This is a genomic window from Streptomyces spiroverticillatus, from assembly GCA_014650415.1.
Taxonomy (GTDB): domain Bacteria; phylum Actinomycetota; class Actinomycetes; order Streptomycetales; family Streptomycetaceae; genus Streptomyces; species Streptomyces spiroverticillatus.
In genome coordinates, this window is the sequence record BMUX01000005.1 from 527,366 (window position 1) to 547,884 (window position 20,519).

14 protein-coding genes are annotated in these 20,519 nt (G+C 71.2%); 9 read left to right on the plus strand and 5 right to left on the minus strand.

The window, feature by feature from the left end; genetic code table 11:
• The first annotated feature begins 92 nt into the window (after nucleotides 1-92).
• The 5 genes from IE269_RS17080 to IE269_RS17100 all read left to right on the plus strand — a co-directional run bounded on the left by IE269_RS17080 (nucleotide 93) and on the right by IE269_RS17100 (nucleotide 8,920).
• A complete protein-coding gene (locus IE269_RS17080) occupies nucleotides 93-2,621 on the plus strand; it encodes an ABC transporter permease (protein WP_189823801.1) in 2,529 nt (842 codons plus the stop codon).
• Between the two features lie 219 nt (nucleotides 2,622-2,840).
• Nucleotides 2,841-3,146, plus strand: coding sequence for a hypothetical protein (locus tag IE269_RS17085; RefSeq protein ID WP_189823802.1), 306 nt, complete (start codon nucleotides 2,841-2,843; stop codon nucleotides 3,144-3,146).
• A 696-nt stretch (nucleotides 3,147-3,842) separates the two neighbouring features.
• Complete coding sequence (locus tag IE269_RS17090; RefSeq protein WP_189823803.1) at nucleotides 3,843-4,847, plus strand: Acg family FMN-binding oxidoreductase; 1,005 nt, start codon at nucleotides 3,843-3,845, stop codon at nucleotides 4,845-4,847.
• Between the two features lie 216 nt (nucleotides 4,848-5,063).
• Nucleotides 5,064-5,951: a universal stress protein gene (locus IE269_RS17095; protein WP_189823804.1), complete on the plus strand. Its 888-nt coding sequence runs from the start codon at nucleotides 5,064-5,066 to the stop codon at nucleotides 5,949-5,951.
• 620 nt (nucleotides 5,952-6,571) lie between these two features.
• Nucleotides 6,572-8,920, plus strand: a complete 2,349-nt coding sequence (locus tag IE269_RS17100) for a heavy metal translocating P-type ATPase (protein ID WP_189823805.1) — start codon at nucleotides 6,572-6,574, stop codon at nucleotides 8,918-8,920.
• On the opposite strand, the gene IE269_RS17105 is transcribed toward IE269_RS17100, so the two are convergent.
• The gene (locus IE269_RS17105) at nucleotides 8,899-9,555 is read right to left on the minus strand and encodes a pyridoxal phosphate-dependent decarboxylase family protein (protein WP_229897773.1); all 657 of its coding nucleotides are present in this window, start codon (nucleotides 9,553-9,555) and stop codon (nucleotides 8,899-8,901) included. The genes IE269_RS17100 and IE269_RS17105 overlap by 22 nt on opposite strands.
• A gap of 273 nt (nucleotides 9,556-9,828) precedes the next feature.
• The gene (gene glgX / locus IE269_RS17110; protein ID WP_189823900.1) at nucleotides 9,829-11,883 is read right to left on the minus strand and encodes a glycogen debranching protein GlgX; all 2,055 of its coding nucleotides are present in this window, start codon (nucleotides 11,881-11,883) and stop codon (nucleotides 9,829-9,831) included.
• A gap of 110 nt (nucleotides 11,884-11,993) precedes the next feature.
• Between glgX and IE269_RS17115 the strand changes: the two genes are divergently transcribed.
• Both IE269_RS17115 and IE269_RS17120 read left to right on the plus strand, forming a co-directional pair.
• Nucleotides 11,994-15,761: a P-loop domain-containing protein gene (locus IE269_RS17115; protein WP_189823806.1), complete on the plus strand. Its 3,768-nt coding sequence runs from the start codon at nucleotides 11,994-11,996 to the stop codon at nucleotides 15,759-15,761.
• A 54-nt stretch (nucleotides 15,762-15,815) separates the two neighbouring features.
• Nucleotides 15,816-16,385, plus strand: a complete 570-nt coding sequence (locus IE269_RS17120) for a hypothetical protein (protein ID WP_189823807.1) — start codon at nucleotides 15,816-15,818, stop codon at nucleotides 16,383-16,385.
• Nucleotides 16,386-17,035: 650 nt separating this feature from the next.
• On the opposite strand, the gene IE269_RS17125 is transcribed toward IE269_RS17120, so the two are convergent.
• Complete coding sequence (locus tag IE269_RS17125; protein WP_189823808.1) at nucleotides 17,036-18,097, minus strand: GNAT family N-acetyltransferase; 1,062 nt, start codon at nucleotides 18,095-18,097, stop codon at nucleotides 17,036-17,038.
• 146 nt (nucleotides 18,098-18,243) lie between these two features.
• On the opposite strand from IE269_RS17125, the gene IE269_RS43190 reads away from it, so the two are divergent.
• Both IE269_RS43190 and IE269_RS43195 read left to right on the plus strand, forming a co-directional pair.
• Nucleotides 18,244-18,507 (plus strand): hypothetical protein, encoded by a 264-nt coding sequence (locus tag IE269_RS43190; protein ID WP_229897774.1) that lies wholly within the window; start codon nucleotides 18,244-18,246, stop codon nucleotides 18,505-18,507.
• Nucleotides 18,508-18,602: 95 nt separating this feature from the next.
• A complete protein-coding gene (locus tag IE269_RS43195; RefSeq protein WP_229897775.1) occupies nucleotides 18,603-18,938 on the plus strand; it encodes an SHOCT domain-containing protein in 336 nt (111 codons plus the stop codon).
• Here IE269_RS43195 and IE269_RS17135 read toward each other — a convergent pair.
• The gene (locus IE269_RS17135) at nucleotides 18,891-19,784 is read right to left on the minus strand and encodes a PaaX family transcriptional regulator C-terminal domain-containing protein (protein WP_189823810.1); all 894 of its coding nucleotides are present in this window, start codon (nucleotides 19,782-19,784) and stop codon (nucleotides 18,891-18,893) included. The genes IE269_RS43195 and IE269_RS17135 overlap by 48 nt on opposite strands.
• Nucleotides 19,781-20,440, minus strand: coding sequence for a GNAT family N-acetyltransferase (locus IE269_RS17140; protein WP_189823811.1), 660 nt, complete (start codon nucleotides 20,438-20,440; stop codon nucleotides 19,781-19,783). The genes IE269_RS17135 and IE269_RS17140 overlap by 4 nt, the downstream gene beginning before the upstream one ends.
• Between the last annotated feature and the right edge of the window lie 79 nt (nucleotides 20,441-20,519).

Below are 20,519 nucleotides of genomic sequence, written 5' to 3' on the forward strand. Positions count from 1 at the left end.
GCGCTGGCCGCGCGGCTTTCCCGGATATGCGCGGGTGGGTCGTGGCTGGTCGCGCAGTTCCCCGCGCCCCTACAAACAGGACCCGAATTCCTATGTTCCGTACCGCCCTGCGCAACGTCCTCGCCCACAAGGCCCGCCTCCTGATGACCGCCTTCGCGGTCCTGCTCGGCGTCACCTTCATCACCGGCAGCCTCGCCTACGGCGACAGCCAGCAGCAGGCGGCCGTCGACCGGGCCGCCGCCGGCTACGACCGCATCGACCTCAGCGTCGCCCCCGACAGCGACCCCGCCAACGGCAGCCCCCTCGCCACCCTCGACGACCGCACCGCCGCCGCCCTGGCCAAGATCGACGGGGTCCGTGCCGCCGCAGGCCGGGTCGACGGATTCGCCGCCGTCGCCGACCGCAAGGGCAACCTGCTGGGCACCGGCGACTTCCGCAAGGGCGGCAACTTCGCCCCGAACGCCGAAGGAACCGACCCCGCCTACCAGTTCGGCGCGGGCACCGGCCCGACCCGTAAGGACGAAATCGCCCTCGACGAGGCCAGCGCCACGAAGGCCGGGTACCGCGTCGGCGACACCGTCCGCGTCGGTACGGGCCAAGGCGCCGCCTCGTACAAGATCACCGGAACCTTCCGCACCGACGCCTCCAAGCTCTCGCCCGGCGGCAGCCTGACCCTCTTCGCGAACGCCACCGCCCAGCGGCTGTTCCTCCGGCCCGGCAAGTACACCGAGATCGAGATCACGGCCGCCGACGGCACTGACGCCCTCGCCCTCGCCGACCGCGTGGACGCCGCCCTGCCCGACCACACCAGCGCGATCACCGGCGCCCAACTCGCCCAGCTCAAGGCCAGGTTGGCCGCCAGTGACAGCGGCACCATGAGCCAGATCATGACCGGCTTCGCGGCCGTCGCCCTGTTCGTCGCCACCTTCCTCATCTCCAACACCTTCACCATGCTGGTCTCCCGCCGCACCCGCGAACTCGCCCTGCTGCGGGCCGTCGGCGCCACCCGTGAGCAGGTGCGCCGCATCCTGCTGACCGAGGCCGTGCTCGTCGGCGTCCTCGCCTCGGTGGCCGGAATCGTGGCCGGTGCCGGAGTCACCTCGCTGCTCCAGAAGCTCTTCGCGACCCCGGCAGCCCCTGCGGCCCCGGTGGTCCTCACCCCGACCACCCTCATCGTCTCGGTGCTCGTCGGCACCGTGCTCCCCGTGATCGCCGCCTGGCTGCCGATCCGCCGCGCCATGGCGATCCCGCCGGTCGCCGCCCTCGGCGCCGCCGAGCAGTCGGCCCCCGAGCCCGCCAACTCGCTGCGCACCCGCATCAGCGTCGCCCTGACCGTCGCGGGCACGGCCACCGCCGCGATCGCCGCCCTCACCGGCAGCGCGGACGCCCGTACCGTCATCGGTATCGGCGCCGGCCTCGCCATGATCGGCGCGATCGGCCTGATCCCCGTACTGTCCCGCCCCTTCGTTACGTTGCTGCGCCCGCTGTTGTTGCGGGTGAACCCGGTGCACGGCGACCTCGCCGCCCGCAACACGGTGCGCGACCCGCGCCGTACCGGAGCCACCGCCGCCGCGCTCGCCATCGCCCTCGCGCTGGCCTCCGGGCTGTCGGTCCTCGGCGCGTCCGCGACCCAGTACATGGAGCGTGCGACCAAGGAGTCCTTCACCGCCGACTTCGTGGTCAACTCCCCGGGCGGCGCAAACCGGTTGACGCCCGCCACCGCCGAACCCCTCAAGAAGCTGCCCGGCGTCACGTACAGCCCGCTGAACCAGTCCACCCAGTACCAGCTCGGCGGCACCAGCTCCGTGCTGACCGGCGTCGACCCCGCCACCATCGGCAAGCTGCTGAAGTACGACATCGTCTCCGGCTCCCTCGACAGCCTCGCCCGGGGCCAGATCGCCGTCGCCGACTTCAAGGCGGAGCAGACCGGCTGGAAGGTCGGCCAGACGCTGCCCCTGGAGCGCAACGGCAAGAAGGGCGAAGTCACCGTCGGAGCGGTCTACAGGGCGGACGAGCAGAACGACCTGATGCCCAGCATCACCGCCCCCGACTCGCTCGTCGCCCGGTACGACAGCGCGCCCAGCACCAACGCGATACTCGTCTCGCCCGAGGGCGGTGCGTCGGCGCGCGCCGACGTCGTCCGGGCCCTCGGCGACAACCCCGCCCTGGCCGTACTCGACAAAGACACCATCGCCGCCGAGGACACCAGCGGCATCGCCGACCAGCTCAACATCTTCTACGCGCTGCTCAGCATGGCCCTGGTGATCGCGGCGCTCGGCATCGCCAACACCCTCGCGATGTCCGTACTCGAACGCGGCAAGGAGATCGGCACCCTGCGCGCGATCGGCCTCGACCGCGTCGGCGTGACCCGCATGATCCGCCTCGAAGCGCTCCTCGTCGGCCTCCTCGGCGCGGCCGTCGGCACCGTCATGGGCGTCTTCCTCGGCTGGGCGATGGGCCGCACCCTCCAGGCCAACGTCGCGGGCTTCGAACTGGTCCTCCCCTGGGGCCGCCTCGCCCTCGGCATCGCCCTCGCCGTCACGGGCGCCCTCCTCGCCTCGCTCTGGCCCGCCCGCAGGGCCGCCCGGGTCGACATCCCGGCGGCGACGGCTGCCCAGTAGGGCTGGACGGGGCCGAGTCCCGGCACGCGGCGGGCCTCCGGCCCGACGCGGGGCACGACGCCGAGGCGCGGCCCCGGTTCGAGGACGTGCCGGTCGTGCACCTGAGGCGGATGCCCCGGACGGCAGCGGCATCCCGAGGATGGCCCCGAGCCCCGAGCCCCGAGCCCCGAGCCCCGAGCCCCGAGCCCCGAGCCTGCGGCTACGGCCCGGCTGCATACCGTGGGCGGCCCGCCGGGGCTGCTCGCCGCGCAGCTCACCGACCGTCTCGCCCGTCGGGAGGCGGACGGCATCCGGCCCCGCGAGCCGGCGGACCTGTCGGCCGGGGGACGGCTCCACGGGCCGGGCTACGCCGCGTACCGGACGGACGACGTCCGAGCCACGGCCCGCCGGAGGGCCGACGTACGGGCGATCACCGGGGGCGACCGGGGGAGACCGCCGAAGGGACTCGGGCCCTTCAGCGCGACGGTGCGGGGCGGGTGCCCGGACGAAGGACCTCGCCCGGAGAGCCTGGACGTGGCGGAGTGAGGCGGGCGCCGCACGGGAGGGGAGTCGACGGTGCCCTCGCCGCAACGCCCGGCGAGTGGTGGAGGTGCATCGGCGCGGATCGGTTCAGGGCCCCAACGGCCCCCTGGGAGCACGCTGTTAGGGACCTACGGCCTCTGGCAGGGAGGGGCCGGCGGGACGACGGTGGAAGTGTCCGAGTACACCTGCCAGGACGGCACGGCGTCGGCGGACCACTGCCGAACCGGATGTGCCGGCAGTTACGTAGGGGGCGCCATGAACTGGCCCACAGCAATTGTCATCATCGCCGCGCTCTTCGCGCTCGCGGCGGTACTGAGTACCTACTTCGCCAGGCCCAAGAAGTAGCCCGGGCTCGCCGAGAAGCGCAACAAGCAGTGCAGGGACCGCAGGAGAGCCCTGCGGTCCCTGCACGATCCCACGGAGAACAGCGCGTCGGCTCCGCACTCGCGCTCTCGCGACCTGGCCGGCAGCCCGGTCGGTCGAGGGACGAGCTCAATGGCATGTCCTTGTTCGGCCCCGTTTCTGGATCAGGTACCGACACGGCGCTCTCCGACGACAGGGCACTCCCGTGCTTGGCCGACGAGAAGCGGGAGACGGGCCGGTCCTCGCCCAGGGCCGTCCGGCCCTGTACCGGGTCCTCCGGCCTCTTACCTCACAGCGCACCAGCGACCGACGATGAGGGGAAAGGAGGGCCGGGACATGAACGGGACCTGTGCGCGGCCCGGCCACGCGGCCAACTACCTGGTGCGCGCCGCCGTCACCGCGCCGTCGCTGCACAACACCCAGCCCTGGCGATTCGCGAGCCGGGGCGACGACGAGATCACCCTGTACGCCGACAGCGCGCGACGGTTGCCGCTCGCCGATCCCGACGGCCGCGAGATGGTGATCAGCTGCGGCGCGGCGCTGTTCAACCTGCGCCTGGCCATGCGCCACCTCGGCTTCCTGCCCGTCGTACGTCCGTACCCTCAGCCGGGCGTTCCCGCGCTCCTGGCGCGCATCCGGTGGGGGCCGTACGCCCGCGCGACCGATGAGGAAGAGCTGATGTATCGGGCCATGGCGCAACGGCACACCCACCGGGGCCTGTTCCAGGCCACCCCGCTGCCGCTCCAGCTGATCGACGGTCTGGGCCGGAACGCTCGCCGCGAAGGAGGGGAACTGTTCATGCCGAGGGGCAGTGCGGAACGTCTGTGGCTCGGCACACTCGTCCAGGAGGCCGAGACCTGCCAGCGGGACGACCCCCGCCACGCCGCGGAGCTGGCCCGCTGGGCAGCCGCGCCCGGTACCCGCCGTCTCGACGGTGTGCCGGTGGAAGCCCGTGCCTTCCCGCCCGATTGCGCGCCCTACGCCGGACGCGACTTCACCGGCAGTGCGCCGAGCGACGGCCGGAGCGGCATACGGGCCACCACCTGGCCGGACTCCGCGGGTCTGGTCGCGGTTCTGACCACCCCGCGCGACACCCGCCAGGACTGGTTGCGAGCGGGACAGTCGCTGCAGAGCGTCCTGTTGTTCGCAGCCGCCCACAAGGTGTCCGCGGCCTTCCACACACAGCCTCTCGAACTGCCGGCCTACCGGGACAGCATCCGCAGGTCGATGGTGCCCGGCCAGTACCCGCAGGTCATCATGCGCCTCGGCCACACCGTGCACGCAGTGGGTGCCGCGCGGCGTCCGGTCGCCGACGTGCTCTCGGTGGCGGACGCGGCGTGAGCCCGTTCTGTCGCGTGGTCGTGGACCCTTGCGCGGTCCACGACTCCCTGCGGTGTCTGCCGCAGACAGCGGTGGCCATGGACCGGCCCTTCCGCCCGGCAGCCCTCCTCGGGTGACGGGGCAAAGGGGTTGCACGGCCCAAGGTCCGGGCCCGATGGGCCCTCCTCGGCGCTCCTGCTCCGGCGCGATGCTGGAAGCGGAGGGAAGGTGGGAGACATGCTCCAGTTCCAGCCGATCGTCGCGGGTCTGGACGGCTCGCGTGAAAGCGTCGCCGCCGCTCACTGGGCGGCCAGGGAGGCGCAGCGGCGCTCGCTGCCGCTGCGGCTCGTGCATGCCTGGGAAGGACTGCCGGTCCCCGAGGAGTCCGCGGGACTGCCCGAACTCCGGGTCCCGCAGTACTGGGCGAGGCGAGTGCTGCGCAACGCCGTCGAGCAGCTCACGGAGGCGTATCCGCAGGTGTACATCAGCGCGGAGCAGATCGCGAAGCCGCCGACGGCCGCCCTGGTGTCCGAGGCGGCGCGGGCCGAGCTCGTGGTCCTGGGGAACCACGGTTTCGGCGGCCCCAGCGGTCTGCTGACGGGTTCCGTCGCCATGGCCGTGGTGACACACGCCCGCACGCCGGTCGTCCTCGTCCGTGCGGGCTGCTCGACGGCGGACGAACTGCTGCCGGGCGGAGAAGGGGGCACGAACGGGGCCGCGCCGTACCGGGAGGTCGCCGTCGCCCTCGATCTGGCACATACCTGCGACTCGCTCCTCGAGTTCGCGTTCGAGGAGGCCAGGAGCCGGGCCACCGTACTCAGGCCGGTCCACGTGTGGTACCTGGCGAGCCGTCAAGCCCCCGACGGGGAAGCCGGACGGGAAGCTGCGTGGGCGCTTGAGACGGTGCTGGAGCCGTGGCGGGAGAAGTTCCCGTCCGTCGAGGTCCACCCGCGGTCGGTGCAGGGCAGGCCCGCCCAGGAGGTGATGGAAGCCGCCCGGGACGCCGGTCTGCTGGTGATAGGACGCCAGGTGCGGCACGCGGCGCTGGGCAGCCACCTGGGGCGGGTGGCGCACGCGGCCATCCACCACGTCCGGTGCCCCGTCGCCGTGGTCCCGCACGACTGACCGGGAGAGAACCGGAAGCCGGAAAGCCCGCAGGAGCCGAAACGCGCGTTCTGGCACGGCGGCCGGGGTGGTCACGAACTGCGACGAGGCCCGCCAGGTGGGGCTGCTCCGCCTCCGGACAGGGCCGGTCGCACTCCAGCACAGAGAGGCAGAGGACCTCATGTACGCATTCGGGATGCTGGTCCTGCTCGGACTGGCCGTACTCGTCGTGGCGAAGCTCGCCCAGCGCTACTTGTCCACGGTCCAGGAATTCTGGGCCGGCGCGCTCGTGGCGCTGCATCGGTACGGCCTGGCTCGCCGACTCCGATCTGTTCGGATCGGAGCCTGGGGGCTCACGGTGCGCAACGGCACCCCCGGCCCCGTGTCTCCACGGGGGACACCAGGACACGCAGAGCGAGCCGAGCGGAACCGCAGTCCTGCGCCACGAGTGCGAGAGCCCGGGCCACAGGGACACCCCGGCACTGTTCCCGACGGGGCCGACGACGACCCGGGAAGGTCAGCACACGTCCGTCCGGCCCTTCGGCAGGGCCGAACGCCCCCTGCCGTCACGACCGGCCGCCGCGATGTGATGGACGGAGATCGCCCCCTGGGGCGCCGCACCGAAGGGAGACGGGTACGCCATGACCCACTCCGCCAACACCGCACAGCTGTGTCGCCTGGTCACCGCAGTCGTGTCCCGCCGACTCGACGTGGTGCTGCTGGCCGTCACGGCGTCAACGCTTGTCGGCGGCGGCATCGCCTGGCTCACCGATGCCGTTGGCCTCGCGGACCTGCTCTGGGGGCTGGGCACCGCGTCCGCCATGATGCCCGCGGTGGGGTGGGTGCTGAACACGCTGCGGCACGGACACGCAGGCGTGGACCTGGTCGCCGTGCTCGCCCTGGGCGGCACCCTGGCCGTGGGCGAGTACCTGGCCGGTGCCCTGATCGCGCTGATGCTCGCCACCGGCCGCACCCTCGAAGCCGCAGCCCAGAGGCGGGCTTCCCACGACATGCGTGCCCTGCTGGAACACGCGCCGCGCACGGCGCGCCGTCGAACGGCCACGGGGGTGGCCACGGTGCTCCTGGGCGAAGTCGTCGTCGGCGACCTGCTCGTTGTCGGCCCGGGGGAAGTCGTCCCCGTCGACGGCCGCATCGAGAACGCCTCCGCCGTCCTCGACGAGTCGGTACTCACCGGCGAGTCCCTCCACGTCGACCGGTCCCAGGGCGAGACGGTACGCAGCGGAGTGGTCAACGGTGGCAACGCCTTCGAGTTGCGCGCCACCGCGACGGAGCAGGACAGCACCTATGCGGGCATCGTGCGGCTGGCGCAGCAGGCAGGGGCCGAGTCCGCGCCGGTCGTGCGGCTGGCCGACCGGTACGCGGCCTGGTTCCTGCCCCTGTCACTCGCGGTGGCGGGACTGGCCTGGCTGCTCAGCGGCTCCGCGGTACGCGCGGTAGCAGTTCTGGTGGTCGCCACACCGTGCCCCCTCTTGCTGGCCGCCCCGGTCGCCATCGTCTCCGGCCTCTCCCGCGCCTCCCGCTTCGGCGTCATCATCCGTGACGGCGGCGCTCTGGAGAACCTCGGCCGCGCTCGCACCCTCCTGCTCGACAAGACCGGCACCCTCACCCGCGGACGTCCCCGCGTCCTCGACGTGACCGCCGCCCCCGGTTTCACGTCGGCTGAAGTCCTTCGCCTGGCCGCCTCGCTCGACCAGTACTCGCCCCACGTCCTGGCCCAGGCCATCGTCGACACCGCCCGGCAGCGCAAGCTGGAACTGTCGGTCCCTTCGGACGTGATGGAGGAGCCAGGCCGCGGCGTCACCGGCACGGTGGACGGGCACCAACTGGCCGTCGGCCGCGCCGACCCCGCTGCCGTACGCCCCGGCTGGGCCACATCGGTGGCCAACCGCGCGCTCCTCGACGGTGCGGCCGTCGCCTGGCTCACCCTCGACGGACGACTGACGGGAGCCGTCCTGCTGCGTGATCCCCTTCGTCACGACGCCCCGCGCACCCTGCGCCACCTGCGTGCGGCGGGCATCGACCGGCTCGTGATGCTGACCGGCGACCGTGCCGCACCCGCCCGCGAGATCGCCGCAGTCCTCGGCCTGGACGGCGTACGCGCCGACCTCGGCCCGGCCGACAAGGTCTCCGCCGTACGCGCGGAACGGGAACGCGCGGTCACTGTGATGGTCGGCGACGGCGTCAACGACGCCCCCGCGCTGGCCGCCGCCGACATCGGCGTCGCCATGGGAGCGCGCGGCTCCACCGCCTCCTCCGAGGCCGCCGACATCGTACTGACCACCGACCGCGTCGACCGCCTGGCCGACGCCGTCATCCTCGCCCAACGTGCCCGGCACATCGCCGTCCAAAGCGCTCTGGGCGGCATGCTCATGTCGCTGGCCGCCATGGCTGCGGCTGCCGTCGGCCTGCTCCCGCCCGCCGTCGGCGCGTTGCTCCAGGAGGGCATCGACGTCGCCGTCATCCTCAACGCCCTGCGCGCCCTGCGCGTCGACCGGTCCACACGGCCGGCTCTCACCCCGACGGCCGAGGCGCTCATCCAGCGGTTCGCCGCCGAACACGACGACCTCCAGAGCGTCCTGGACGCCGTACGCGACGCCGCCGACCACCTTTCCGGCACCCCCGGACCCGAGGCCCTCGCCGCCGTCGAGCAGGCCCATCGCCTGCTCACCGAACGGCTGCTGCCGCACGAATACGCCGAGGAACACCAGCTCTACCCCGCCCTCGCCCCCGCCCTCGGCGGCCTTGAGGCCACCTCCACCATGAGCCGCGCCCACACCGAGATCGAACGCCTCTCCCACCGCATCGCCACCCACCTCCAACTCGCCCGGACCGGCGGCGGACCGGCTCCCGAACAAGCCCTGGCCCCCGAACAACTCGACGACCTGCGCTCCTGCCTCTACGGCCTCAACGCCGTCCTGCGCCTGCACTTCACCCAGGAAGAAGAGAGCTACTTCTCCCTCGCCCCGTAAGGCGGCGTTCGGCAACGCCCGCACGGTGGCGACCCAGCCGCCTGCACGACAGTGGTGCGGTAGTTGCACAGGCAGGCACGCAGGACGGTGCGACCCCGCACGGCGACGGTGGCGAGGTAGGCGCGCCCGCCGGCCTGCACACGGCGGGCGACACGAGCGTGCAGGGCGTCCCGGTCGCCACTGCCCGGGTCGGTGATGCGGAAGCGGGCGACCGGCCAGGAGCCACCCGCCAGCAGTTCCAGCCGCGGTTCGGCTGTGATCTTGTACCGCAACTGGTCGGCAAGGGTCAGGTAGTGCGCGATCAGGCTGGTGATGCCTGCGCGGCCCAGGCGGTTGAGGGTGGCCCACAGAGACAGGGCGCGGGTGCCGGGGCGGATCAGTTCGATCGTGGCGTGGGACAGCCACGGAAGGGCGTCGGGTTCGTCGGCGGTGAGGTAGGAGGCCTGGTGGGCGAAGGCTGTGTGCAGATGCGCGGGGTCCGGGACGCGAAGGGCTCCACAGCCCACCGGCACACTGAGTGTCTTGTGCGGGTCCACGGTCAGTGCATCGATCTTTCCGATGCCCCGGTACAGGGGTGCCAGGGCCGGAACGGCGGCGCCGAGCCCGCCCCGGGCCTCGTCCGCGTGGTGCCACATACCCGTCTCCCGGCACAGGGCGCAGCCGGTGGGCAGGCAGACCGATGCAGGCGGCAGCCTTGGCGACGGACATGTGCGCCTGGGCGCTGTAGTACAGCGTGAGGCGGGCGTGGTCGCGGTCGTAGGCGGGTCCGTCGCCGGAGCCGCGGTGGGTGAGGTACCAGGTGCGGGCGGTGGCCAGCGCGAGCAAGTTGGCCATGGAGCCGCCGCTGGTCAGCAGATGCTCGTTCACCGGACGTTCTCGGATGCGTTCAGCGGGCGGGTGAGAGGGCTTCACCCCGCAGGACTTGTGAGCACGACCACCGAGCTCCCGGCCAGTTGCAGGGAACTGCCCGCGTGGAGCTTCGCGCCGGAGCCTGGTTCCAGGGCGTCTGGCAGCGCTGTGTCGATGACGACCTGCCACGGTCCGTGATGGTCGCGCGGGATCGTGAACAGCCTGGGTGCTTCCTCGGCGTTGAACATCACCAGGAACGAGTCGTCCAGGATCCGCCGGCCGAACCCGTCCGGTTCGGTGATGGCGTTGCCGTTGAGGAAGACGGTGAAGGAGCCGACGACGGTGACGTGAGGCCAGGGGCGCTCGACGAAGGGACGGCCTTCGGGGGTCAGCCACTCGATGTCGGGCAGGTCGTCGGAGATACCGTGCACCGGTCGTCCGTGGAAGAAGCGGCGGCGGCTCAGGAGCGGGTGCTCGCGTCGAAGTCGCACCAACTGGCCTGTAAAGGAGAGGAGTTGCGCGGACTCCTGGGCGATCTCGGTGTCGCTGCTCGCGGGCCAGTGGACCCAGCACAAATCGCTGTCGTGGCAGTACGCGTTGTCCTCGCCCAACTGGGTGCGGCCGAGTTCGTCGCCGTGGGAGAGCATCGGCACACCCTGCGAGAGAAGGAGCGTGGTGAGGAGACTGCGCTGAAGCCGGCTCCTCCGTGAGTTCTCCTCGCCCGCCCCCAGTTCGTACTCGGCCAGATCGCGCAGCGTGAGACCGTCGTGGCAGGTCACGAAATTCACGGAGGCGAGCGGCCGTCGTCCGTCGTCCTGGTACATGTCGGAGGACCCCGTGAACCGTTCCGCGAACTCGCCGAGCGGAAGGGAGCCGCCGCGCCACAGTTCTCTCATGGTGTCGAGATAGCGGCGGTTCCACTCCGTCCACAGCGGAGGGAAGTTGCCGAGCTGATCGCCCTGCTCGCCCAGGTCGATGGGTTCTGCGATCAGTTTGATCTGTGAGATCACAGGATCTTGCTGCACCAGGTCGAAGAACGTGGAGAGCCGGTCCACCTCGTCGAACTGCCGGGTCAGAGCGGATGCGAGGTCGAAGCGGAATCCGTCGACGTGCATGTTGGTCACCCAGTAGCGCAGCGAGTCGATGATGAGCTGAAGGGCGTGCGGGGAACGCATGAGGAGGCTGTTGCCCGTCCCGGTGGTGTCCAGGTAGTACCTCGGATCGCGGGCGAGGCGGTAGTACGAGCCGTTGTCCAGTCCCCGGAAGGAGAGCGTCGGCCCGAGGTGGTCGCTCTCCGCCGTGTGGTTGTAGGCCACGTCCAGGATCACTTCGACACCTGCCGCGTGCAGGGCCTTGACCATCGTCTTGAACTCCAGCACCTGCTGGCCTCGGTCGCCCCAGGACGCGTACGCGTTGTGCGGGGCGAAGAAACCTATGGTGTTGTACCCCCAGTAGTCGGTGAGCCCCCTCTCCACCAGGCTCCGGTCCGGGACGAACTGGTGGACCGGCATCAACTCCACTGCGGTCACGCCCAGTTCGACCAGGTGATCCAGGACGGCCGGGTGAGCCAGAGCCATGTACGTCCCCCGGACCTCCTCGGGGATGTCGGGGTGCAGGACGGTCAGGCCCTTCACATGCGCCTCGTACAGGACACTGCGGTGGTAGGGGGTGCGTGGTGGCCGGTCGTCGCCCCAGTCGAAATCCGGGTTGACCACGACCGAGCGCAGGGTGTAGGGCGCGGAGTCGAGGTCGTTGCGCCGGGTGGGGGCACCGAGGTGTTCGCCGTACAGCGCCTCGTGCCACTCGATCGAGCCGCTCACGGCGAGGGCGTACGGATCCAGCAGGAGTTTCGCCGGATTGCAACGGTACCCGAGCTCCGGAGCGTAGGGTCCGTGGACGCGGAAGCCGTAGCACTGCTCCGGGGCGAGCCCCGGGAGGTAGGCGTGGTGGATGCAGGCGTCCTGCTCGCGCAGTTCTACGCGGGTCTCCGCGCCGTCGTCGTCGAACAGGCAGAGCTCGACGCGGTCTGCTGCCTCGGAGAAGACGGCGAAGTTGACACCCGCGCCGTCGTACGTCGCCCCCAGCGGATATGCCTCTCCCGGCCAGACCTGCATCGCGATCCCGGCCCCCGTCCATGCTCGCAAGGACTGCCAGAACAGGTTACGCCACACGACATATGATGGTGCATCAGACCTGCTCGCCATCACCCCGAGCGAGGTGTGCCATGTCCCAGCCGTCCATGCCGGTCATCGACTTCTCCGGCTACGTCGCGGAGCGGACCGCCGATTTCGCGGGGCGCGCCTGGGTCTTCGACGAGATTCACCGCTGGCTCGCGGATCCGTCCGGAGCACGGGTGTTCGCGCTGACGGGAGAGCCGGGAGCCGGAAAGACGGCGGTCGCGGCCCGGCTCGTCCAGATGTCCGCGGGTGAGGTCCCCGTGCCGGGGGCCGCGGCACCCCCCGCGCCCGGCGCTCCGGCCCCCGGATTCCTGTCGGCCGTTCACTTCTGCGCGGCCGGCGATCGGCACTGGATCGACCCGCACACGTTCGCGGACTCGCTTTCGCACCAACTGAAGTACCGCTACCCCGCATTCGCCGATGCGGTCCAGAGCGCCCTTGCCCCCACGGTCAGCATCCGGCAGCACGTGGGGGACAACTGGGGGACCGTGGTGGGCGCCGAGATCGAGCAGCTCGTGGTGAGCGCGAGTCCCGAGGACCGCTTCCAGCGCCTTGTGCGCGAACCGCTCGAAGCCCTTGCCCGCACCACGCCCGGCCGGCCGGTGGTGATCCTCGTCGACGCGCTGGACGAGAGCCTGCACTACGGAGGCGGCGTCTCCATCGCCGACCTCGTCCTCCGGACAGCGGCCCTGCCACTCACCGTTCGCTTCGTCGTGACCTGCCGGCCCATGAGCACCCTGCTGCACGCCCTGCGTCGCGCCCGCGCCCTCGTACGCACGCTCTCTCCCGGTCGGGGACATGGTGGTGAACCGCCGGACGGCGACACCGTGCTGCGGGTGCGTGAGGATGTCCAGGAGTATCTGGAGTCGGCCACCCGCCGAGAGGCCGCCGTGCTGCACCGGCTCCTCTCCGACGGTCTGCGGATCCCTGATCTCGTCGCCGCCGTGCGCGACCGGGGCGAGGGCAACTTCCTCCATGTGCGGTCCCTGCTTCGCATGCTGCTGGAGCGCCGTGAGCTCATCACTCCCGCTTCTCTCGCAGCGCTGCCGGACGATCTGGACGAGATCTACTTCGAATTCCTGCAACGCTCGGTCGGTGCACGGGGGAAGACCTGGCGCCGTACGCACGGCAAGGTGCTGGGAGTCCTGGCGGTCGCGCAGAGCCCGCTCACCGAGGACCGCGTGGCGGCCTTCACCGGTCTGCGCCTCGATGTGGTCCGCCCGGTACTGGCCGACCTGCGGGAGCTGCTCACGGCCGACGACGGCGTGCAGCCCAGCCGCCGGACGTACAGCCTCTTCCACCAGTCCTTCGGAGAGTTCCTCCTCGACCGGGATCGAGGAGCAGGCGAGTACTGGCTGGACGGAACACATACGCACCGGGCGATCGCCCGGCACTACTGGCGCCACCGCGACGACTGGACCGATTGCGACGCCTACGGGCTCGACCACCTGGCCGCGCATCTCTTCGCGGCCGGCGACTTCGACCGTCTCCAGGCGCTCGTCGACGAGCGGTGGATACCGATCCGGCACACGCGCAGGAACTACGCGTACGACGGACTGCTCGACGACATCGAACTCGCCTGGCGGGCCGCCCGCCTCGCCGACCGGGCCCGGGCCGCTCGCGACGGCCGGGCGCCGCATGTGGGGCAGGAAGTGCGCTGGGCGCTGTGCGCCGCAAGCCTTGTCCGCGACCTGCCGACCGAAGCCCCGGCCGCCCTCGTCCGCGCGGGAGTCTGGACCGCGCGTCAGGGCCTGGCCGTCGCCGGACGCCTGCCCAGGGGTGAGGCCCGGGCCCGGACGCTCGTCTCGCTGGCTCCGGTACTGCCACAACCGGCTCGCGCCGGTGCCTTCGCGGCCGCTGTCGAGTCGACCCGGCAGATCACCGATGCCGTGGAACGCGCCCGGGTACTGGCCGGGCTCCTGCCGTGCCTGCCGGAATCCCTCAGGGCCGACGTCTTCGTACAGGCGGCGAAAGCGGTAAGGGAATTGAAGGACGAGCGTCGTATCGCCGGAGGGTACGGTCAGTACTACGCGAGCGCGCCGGGGGAGCGGTACGTCTTCACGGGGAAGCGCGCGACGGCCCTCGCAGCGCTGGCCACGGCGATGTCGGGCATGGCGGCGACCGGGACCGGCTCCGAGGACATGGCCGCCGTGCTCCGCGAGTTGTGCGCCGAACAGGACGAGGCACGGTTCACGGCCAAGGCGGCCGAGATCGTGCGAACGCTCCCTCTGGGGCCACCGTCCGCGGATTCCGTGAGCCATCCGCAGGACAGGGGAGGCGATGCCAACGAGCTTCTGGCGGTCCTGAAGGTCTCGATGGCTCAGGGGGACGGCAAGGAGCAGCAAGCAACGATCCGGCAGCTTCGGCAACTGGTGGGCCGCCCCGTCCCCGACATGGCCGAAGAGCTACGCCGCCGACTGTCCGGGACGAGCCCCCAGCAACTGCCCGGGGAACTCGTGGTCCTGGCCCCGGAACTGACCGACGATGTCGTGCCGGAAGTGCTTGCCAGCATGCGGTCCGTCAAAGACCCGGACATCCGCCGCCATGTGCTGCAGGCCATGGCACCGCACGTCCCGAACGGACTGCTGGACGGCTTCCTGTCCGCTGCCGCCGAGCGAACGGGCGGCAAGGACCCCGAGATCCTGGCTGCCGCAGCCCCCCATCTGACCCCACCCGCACTCGACCGTGCCTTCGAGGCCGCATGTTCGTGCGGGTCCGTGCGGGGGCGGGCCCTGGCCGCGGCGGCTCTTGCTCCGCACCTTCCCGAGCCGAACGCGGGCCGGGCCAGGCGTATGGCGGCGGAGGCTGCGGCAGGACTCCAGGGCGGCGCCCTTTCCCCCCGTGCGGCTGCCGTACTCGCACCGTTCACGGGCGACGGGCCGGACGAGGCCCGGCTACGGTTCCGCCGGATTTCGACGCTGCCCCGCAGCCCGCAGGAGCAGTACGCATCGCACCGCGTGACCCTCGACGTCCTCACGCTCACGCCAAGTCTGCCGCCCGGAGAACGGGAAGAGGCGCTCAGGCTGGTCGGCGAGGCCGTGCAGAGCGCCGGCTGGCTGTCGTACGCGGCGGTTTGGGGAGACGCGCAGGAAACGACGTACGCCGCACTCGACCTGATCGGGCGTCTGCCGCGGTCGGACGCGGCCCGGCGGCTGTCCGCCCTGCTTGCCTCCCGCGCGATCATGGAGGCGAGTACAGCCTCCTACGGCCGCAACTACCCCGGTTGGAGGACGCGTTACCGCGTCAGTCTCCTGGTGCGGCTGCTGCCGCACCTGCGGGATGAACAGCGGGCCCAGGCCGCCGAAGCGGCACTCTCGCTGATCGTCGGGGACCTGGCCGACCCGCTCAGCACGGAGTTGACCACAACCCTCGCCTGGTACCTGCCGCGACCGCTGCTGCGGACCGCGGAGGAGGCGATCACGGAGCGTCCGATCCCGCTCTACCTGCCTGACGACGCTCTCGACGAGGCGTTGGAGGTGGCCCGGGAGCGCAGGAACGAGGATTGGCTGTTCGCCATCGCCCTGCGTTCGCAGGGCACGGGCCTCACCACCGCGCTGGCGGTGGCGGGTGACATAGGCGGGCCCGCGCTCCAGGGGCGACTGATGACAGAGTGCGCGTCGGCGTTCCGACGCCTGGAACCGCCCGCCCTGCATGCGGCATGGGCACAGACCCTGCAGGCTGTGGCCACGTTGCAACGCAGAGATGTCCTGGACTTCGTACGGTGCACCGGCCCGATGGCGGTGGACCTCGGCGGGGAACAGGCCGTGCAGGATGCGGTGGCCGCGATCGAGGACACCGGGCAGTGGTGGCCATGACTCCTCCGGAGGAGGACACTGTCCGAGGGCGACGTCGGAGCGAGGGGGCGGGCCATGCCGGATCCGATCACGTGGAGCGCGCTGGGCGGCTGGGTCTTCACCGAGGGCATCAAGTTCCTTTACGGACAGGCATCGGAGCTTCTGACGGCATGGCGGGCACGAGGCGCTGCCGCAGCCGCGGTCGAGCCCCCGGCGTCCGGGAGCATCGACGTACCGATCGCCCCCAGCGACGCCCTGGACGGGGTGCCGGCGGGGGCTTCCGCCGATGCGGCGGTACTGGACCGGGAGCACCGCACCTTGGTCCGCCTGACGGGTGCGCTCTCTCCCTACGCGCAGGGACTGGCCGAGATCGACCCGAACGACGAGGAGCTCGCCCTGCTGGCCGGAGAACTGCGCTCGCTGATCGAGGCCGTGTACGGACAGCGCTTCACGTTCCGCGGCGAGACGCGCGAACGGACCGGCAGCCAGGTGTCCGTCACGCAGGTCCTCGGCGAGGTCGGGGGATCGGTCACCGGCGCCGAGGCCGAGGTGGCTCACGGTGCCCGGCTGGACGTCGACCAGAGGGCGACCGAGGTCAAGCCCGACGGCACGGTCACGGGCTTCAAAGGCACGATCGACCACTGAGCATGACCGGTCGCCGGTCGCCGGTCGCCGGTCGCCGGTCGCCGGTCGCCGGTCACCGGTCACCGGTCAGCACGGCACACGAAGGAAGGACGACACCTCCACCCTCGGTGCCGGGCTCCCGGGAACGGACCCGGCCAAGGACGTCGAACTCACCATCACCGAAGGGGTGCTGACTCTGCGTGCCGAGTGCACCACGGAATCGAGCGATTCAGGTGTGGAGCACGCTGGACCCCGGAGGCGCTGCGGGGCGACGTCACGGACCTCCAGGGCGGCACCTTGGCGGCTCCCCTCCAGGGGCAGCTGGCCTCGGGCTTCGTAGGGAGTTCCTGAAACCTGGCGTGAAGATCCTCGACGAGGCCTGCGGCGGGCGGAGGGCATGGCCTGGGACACCTCCACGGACCAAGGCACCCATCAGCGATTCCTGGGCGAGGTCGGTGTACGGGAAGAGGCACCCGACGGCCGAGGCCGGCCCTCAGTGCAGCGAGCTGGCCTTCTACAACCTGGGAGGGTTCAGCACCGCGATCGGCGACTACGAGCGCATTCACTTCCACAGCGCCCCTGCCGACCGGTTCGCCAGCTTCGCCGACGCACCTGGATCGGGGTGTGCTCGCATTTGGCCGGGCCCGGCAGTCGAGCCGACCCGGGGCGAGTCAGAAGCGTTTGACGAGACTGACTGCTCGGTCGGTGACGGTGAAGCCGAGGCTCTGATACAGCCCGAGAGCACCCGTGGGGCTTTCGGCGTCGACATTGAGTACGGCATGGTCCAGCCCGTCGGCCCGCAGCGCCCGCATCACGCGGGCCAGCATCGTGCGGGCCAGCCCTTGCCCCCGCGCTTCTCGCCGCACGCCGACAGTGGAGACGTACCCGAACGGGCCGCCGCGCAGCGGCCACTCGTCCGGCTCCACGTCGACGAAGACGAATCCGACGACGCGCTCGGTGCGGTGCGGGCCGGAGGCTACGGCGAGTACGGACAGGTCCGGTCGGAATGCCTCCAGCCGGTGGCCCGAGGCCCACTCGGCGGCGGTGACGGGCTGAGAACCCCAATGGTCACGGAAGGCGTCGTTCATCGCTGACCTGGCCCGTTCGCTCCACTTCTCCGTGTAAGGCACGAGCCGCACTCCCGGGGCGGACGGCGGATCAGCGGCAGGCGCGGCAAGGTCACGCTCCAGCTCCAGCCACCACCGGGCTCTCTCGTAACCGTGGGTCTCCAGGAGCCGGATGGCAGGGGTGGCGTGGTCCTGCGCGTCCGATGCGAGCCACCCTGGCAGCGTGGCGTCGCTTGCCGCGAGGTGCTGAAGGCCGCGGGCCTCCTGCCACGCCAGGAGGGCTGTACCGATGCCCTCGCGTCGGCGGTTCGGGGCCACTATTCCGTTGAGCTCGACCCAGACGACCGTCTCCTGGCTCGCCGGGGCCGTGGCCGAGCCGTAGGCGGCGGCCCGCCCGGCGGCGTCGACGGCGATCACCGCGTCACGCTCGGGGGTGAAGGCCTCGCCGCGGAATTCCTCCTCCAGTTCGTCCCTCGTCACCAGCGAGCGGGGATGGTCGATCTTTCCGGCGGCATGCGCCAGGTCGAGGATCAGGCCGATGTCGGCAGTGGTGGCCGGCCTCCAGGTGAGCCCGTCCCCGGCCGCGGGCAGGGAAACCGTTGATGGGGCGGTCACTCGGTCGCGCAGTGCGCGGAGTTCGGGGCTGTGAGGCGTCGTCCCACTCATGGGGATCCTTTCTCGGTACCGCCTTTACCCGCTTCGGGGATCTGCGGCGGCCCGAAGGCAGTATGTCCAGTTTGCATCACGACATCATATCGTTCATTTTCGATACGATCGTTCTCAATGTAATCGATTCTTGGAGTGGGGTCCTCATGGACTGGGGAGATCTCATCTACATCGCCTTCGACGTGCTCGGCGACGAGTCGTGCGCGCAGCTGGCCGGGAAGGCGGCGGTGGACACGGCAGTGCCCGGCGAGGAACCCCTGGCGGCGACCTCCGGGCGGGCCCGGGACCAGTGGACGGACGGCACGCTGGTGCTGACCACGCACCGGCTGCTCTGCGTCAAAGAGGGCAAGGCTCCGCAGGCGGTGCCGCCGGCCACGTCACCGACGTCGCGGTCGCGCCCTCCCGGCTGACCGGGCAGATCCTCCAGGTCACCGCGCTGACCGGGGCGTACAGCTGGGAGGAGGTCAAGGATGCCGAGGCGTTCGCGGGCAAGGTCCGTGGGGCTGTGGCCGGTGCCCTGCCCGCGCCTGCCGTCGCGACGGGGCCCAACGGAGAGGCGTCCGCGCTGGTCGAGCGCCTGGAGCGGCTTGCGGCGCTGCATCGCTCCGGTGCGCTGAGCGACGACGAGTTCACCCGGGCCAAACAGCGGATGATCGGCGCTCGAGCGGCGGCAGGACCGCCGCCCGGCCGCTGCGTCACGTTCCGGCCGGGTCGGGGAGAGGACGCGGCCCTCAGCCGGGAAGCGTTCGACAGCGGGCGCGGCCCCGCGTTGAGGGCCGGGGCCGAGCCGTGGTCACTGCCCGTCGGGTGCGTCGCTGTAATGGCGGAACAGGCGAGGTAGTGCGGTGGGAGTGTCCTGAGCTGCGGGGAGGGCGCGCAGAGCGGTCCAGCATTCCTGGGCGAGTCGGCGGGCCCGGGTGCCGGGCCAGGGCTGGGGCAGCAGTTCCGGGGGCAGCAACGGATCGGGAGTCATGGCGCGGCTGAACTCCGCGGCCAGTTCCACGGCCATGGTGAGCCGCTCGATCCCGGACAGGGCTGTGCCGTGCGTCAGCCGGTCGGCGCAGGTCGTCGCGAAGGCCGCGAGGCGTTCGTGTCCGGCGGCGATCTCCCCCAACGGCCAGGTGGCGGAGGCCAGTCGACGAGGGTCGGCGGCGTCCCCGATGCGCAGGTCGGTACTGGTGAGGAAGGTGACGGAGCCGAGTACGTCGAGTTGGCGGGCCCGGGCTTCGACCAGGTCGGCGATGGGGTTGGCGGCGACGTACAGGCCTCCCTGGACGGGTGCCGCGCCCAGGTGCAGCAGGGTTTCCCGGAGGGCGTCGCGGGCGGTACGGCGAGCCTCGGGGATGGCGAAGGCGAACAGGTGCCACGTGCCGTCCCAGGGCGCGAACCCGCGGTCCTGCCGGTAGGCGTGGCGGACATGGTCGGCGTCGGGGGCAATGATGCCGGTTTCGGCTTCGGCCACTGCCCGCAGCACGGCCTTGCGCCCCCGCCCCTCGTGGGTGAATCTGCCCTCGGTGACGAGGCGCTTGATGCACAGCCGGACCTGCTGGTCGGTCATGCCGAGGAGTTCGGCAACGGCGTAGAGCTCGCCGGCGTCGACCGTTCCGTCTTCGCGGACCAGGGCGTGCACGAGCAATCGGGTGGGGATCTCCGGACGCGGTGCGTGGGCCGGCTGTGTGGGTGTCATCGGGGAGTTCCTCCGCCCAGGTCCTCCGGGGTGACGGCACGGTGCATGGTGGTGACAGCACCGAAGCCCATCAATCTCCGCAGAAATGGGGTCTGTTGGGTGTGTACGGCGCTGAAGCCATGGCGTTCGTACAGGGCCTTGGCGCGCGGGTTGACGTCGATGACGTCGAGCCGGATCCGGGTGCAGGTGTTCTCGGCGGCCACGGCGGCGATGCCGTGCAGCAGCAGGCCGCCGATCCCGGTGCCGCGGTGGTCCGGCGCCACGCAGATGCCGTCCATCACCAGTTCGCCCTCGGCGGGTTTCCGGGTGAACAAGGCAAGGAGTGCAAGCCGGGGGAGCCCGCGCAGCGGGCCGTATGCGGACAGTACGTCGCGTGCTGTGCCGCCGGTCAGGCCGCGCCCGTCCAGCTGGTAGCCGACGACACCGACGACGCGGCCTGTGCCACCGAGCGCCGTGATGCCGCGGTCGTGGTGCAGATGGGAGGCGAGGAACGCCCGGCCCTTCGCGGGCGGACCCAACGTGCTGCCGAGCTTGCAGCCAAATGCCTCCCAGTACAGGGCGGCCACCTGCCGCTCAGCACCGTCGGGGATGCCTCGATGCAGACGGGGGGCGTCGCTGCTGCCCCGACCGCCTGCCACCTCCTGCGATGCACCCATGGTCCCTCCACTCGTTTCGACCGCCACCGAGAATCATAGTACGCTCGTATCGGAAACGACCGTTTTGGATTCGATAGAT

What these genes read in the sequence shown, in the direction of transcription:
- IE269_RS17080 (WP_189823801.1), top strand. Translation starts at nt 93, where the DNA reads ATGTTCCGTACCGCCCTGCGCAACGTCCTCGCCCACAAGGCCCGCCTC.
- IE269_RS17140 (WP_189823811.1), bottom strand. Translation starts at nt 20,440, where the DNA reads ATGGGTGCATCGCAGGAGGTGGCAGGCGGTCGGGGCAGCAGCGACGCC.
- IE269_RS17125 (WP_189823808.1), bottom strand. Translation starts at nt 18,097, where the DNA reads ATGAGTGGGACGACGCCTCACAGCCCCGAACTCCGCGCACTGCGCGAC.
- IE269_RS17115 (WP_189823806.1), top strand. Translation starts at nt 11,994, where the DNA reads ATGTCCCAGCCGTCCATGCCGGTCATCGACTTCTCCGGCTACGTCGCG.
- IE269_RS43190 (WP_229897774.1), top strand. Translation starts at nt 18,244, where the DNA reads ATGGACTGGGGAGATCTCATCTACATCGCCTTCGACGTGCTCGGCGAC.
- glgX (WP_189823900.1), bottom strand. Translation starts at nt 11,883, where the DNA reads ATGCAGGTCTGGCCGGGAGAGGCATATCCGCTGGGGGCGACGTACGAC.
- IE269_RS17135 (WP_189823810.1), bottom strand. Translation starts at nt 19,784, where the DNA reads ATGACACCCACACAGCCGGCCCACGCACCGCGTCCGGAGATCCCCACC.
- IE269_RS17095 (WP_189823804.1), top strand. Translation starts at nt 5,064, where the DNA reads ATGCTCCAGTTCCAGCCGATCGTCGCGGGTCTGGACGGCTCGCGTGAA.
- IE269_RS17120 (WP_189823807.1), top strand. Translation starts at nt 15,816, where the DNA reads ATGCCGGATCCGATCACGTGGAGCGCGCTGGGCGGCTGGGTCTTCACC.
- IE269_RS17105 (WP_229897773.1), bottom strand. Translation starts at nt 9,555, where the DNA reads ATGTGGCACCACGCGGACGAGGCCCGGGGCGGGCTCGGCGCCGCCGTT.
- IE269_RS17100 (WP_189823805.1), top strand. Translation starts at nt 6,572, where the DNA reads ATGACCCACTCCGCCAACACCGCACAGCTGTGTCGCCTGGTCACCGCA.
- IE269_RS17090 (WP_189823803.1), top strand. Translation starts at nt 3,843, where the DNA reads ATGAACGGGACCTGTGCGCGGCCCGGCCACGCGGCCAACTACCTGGTG.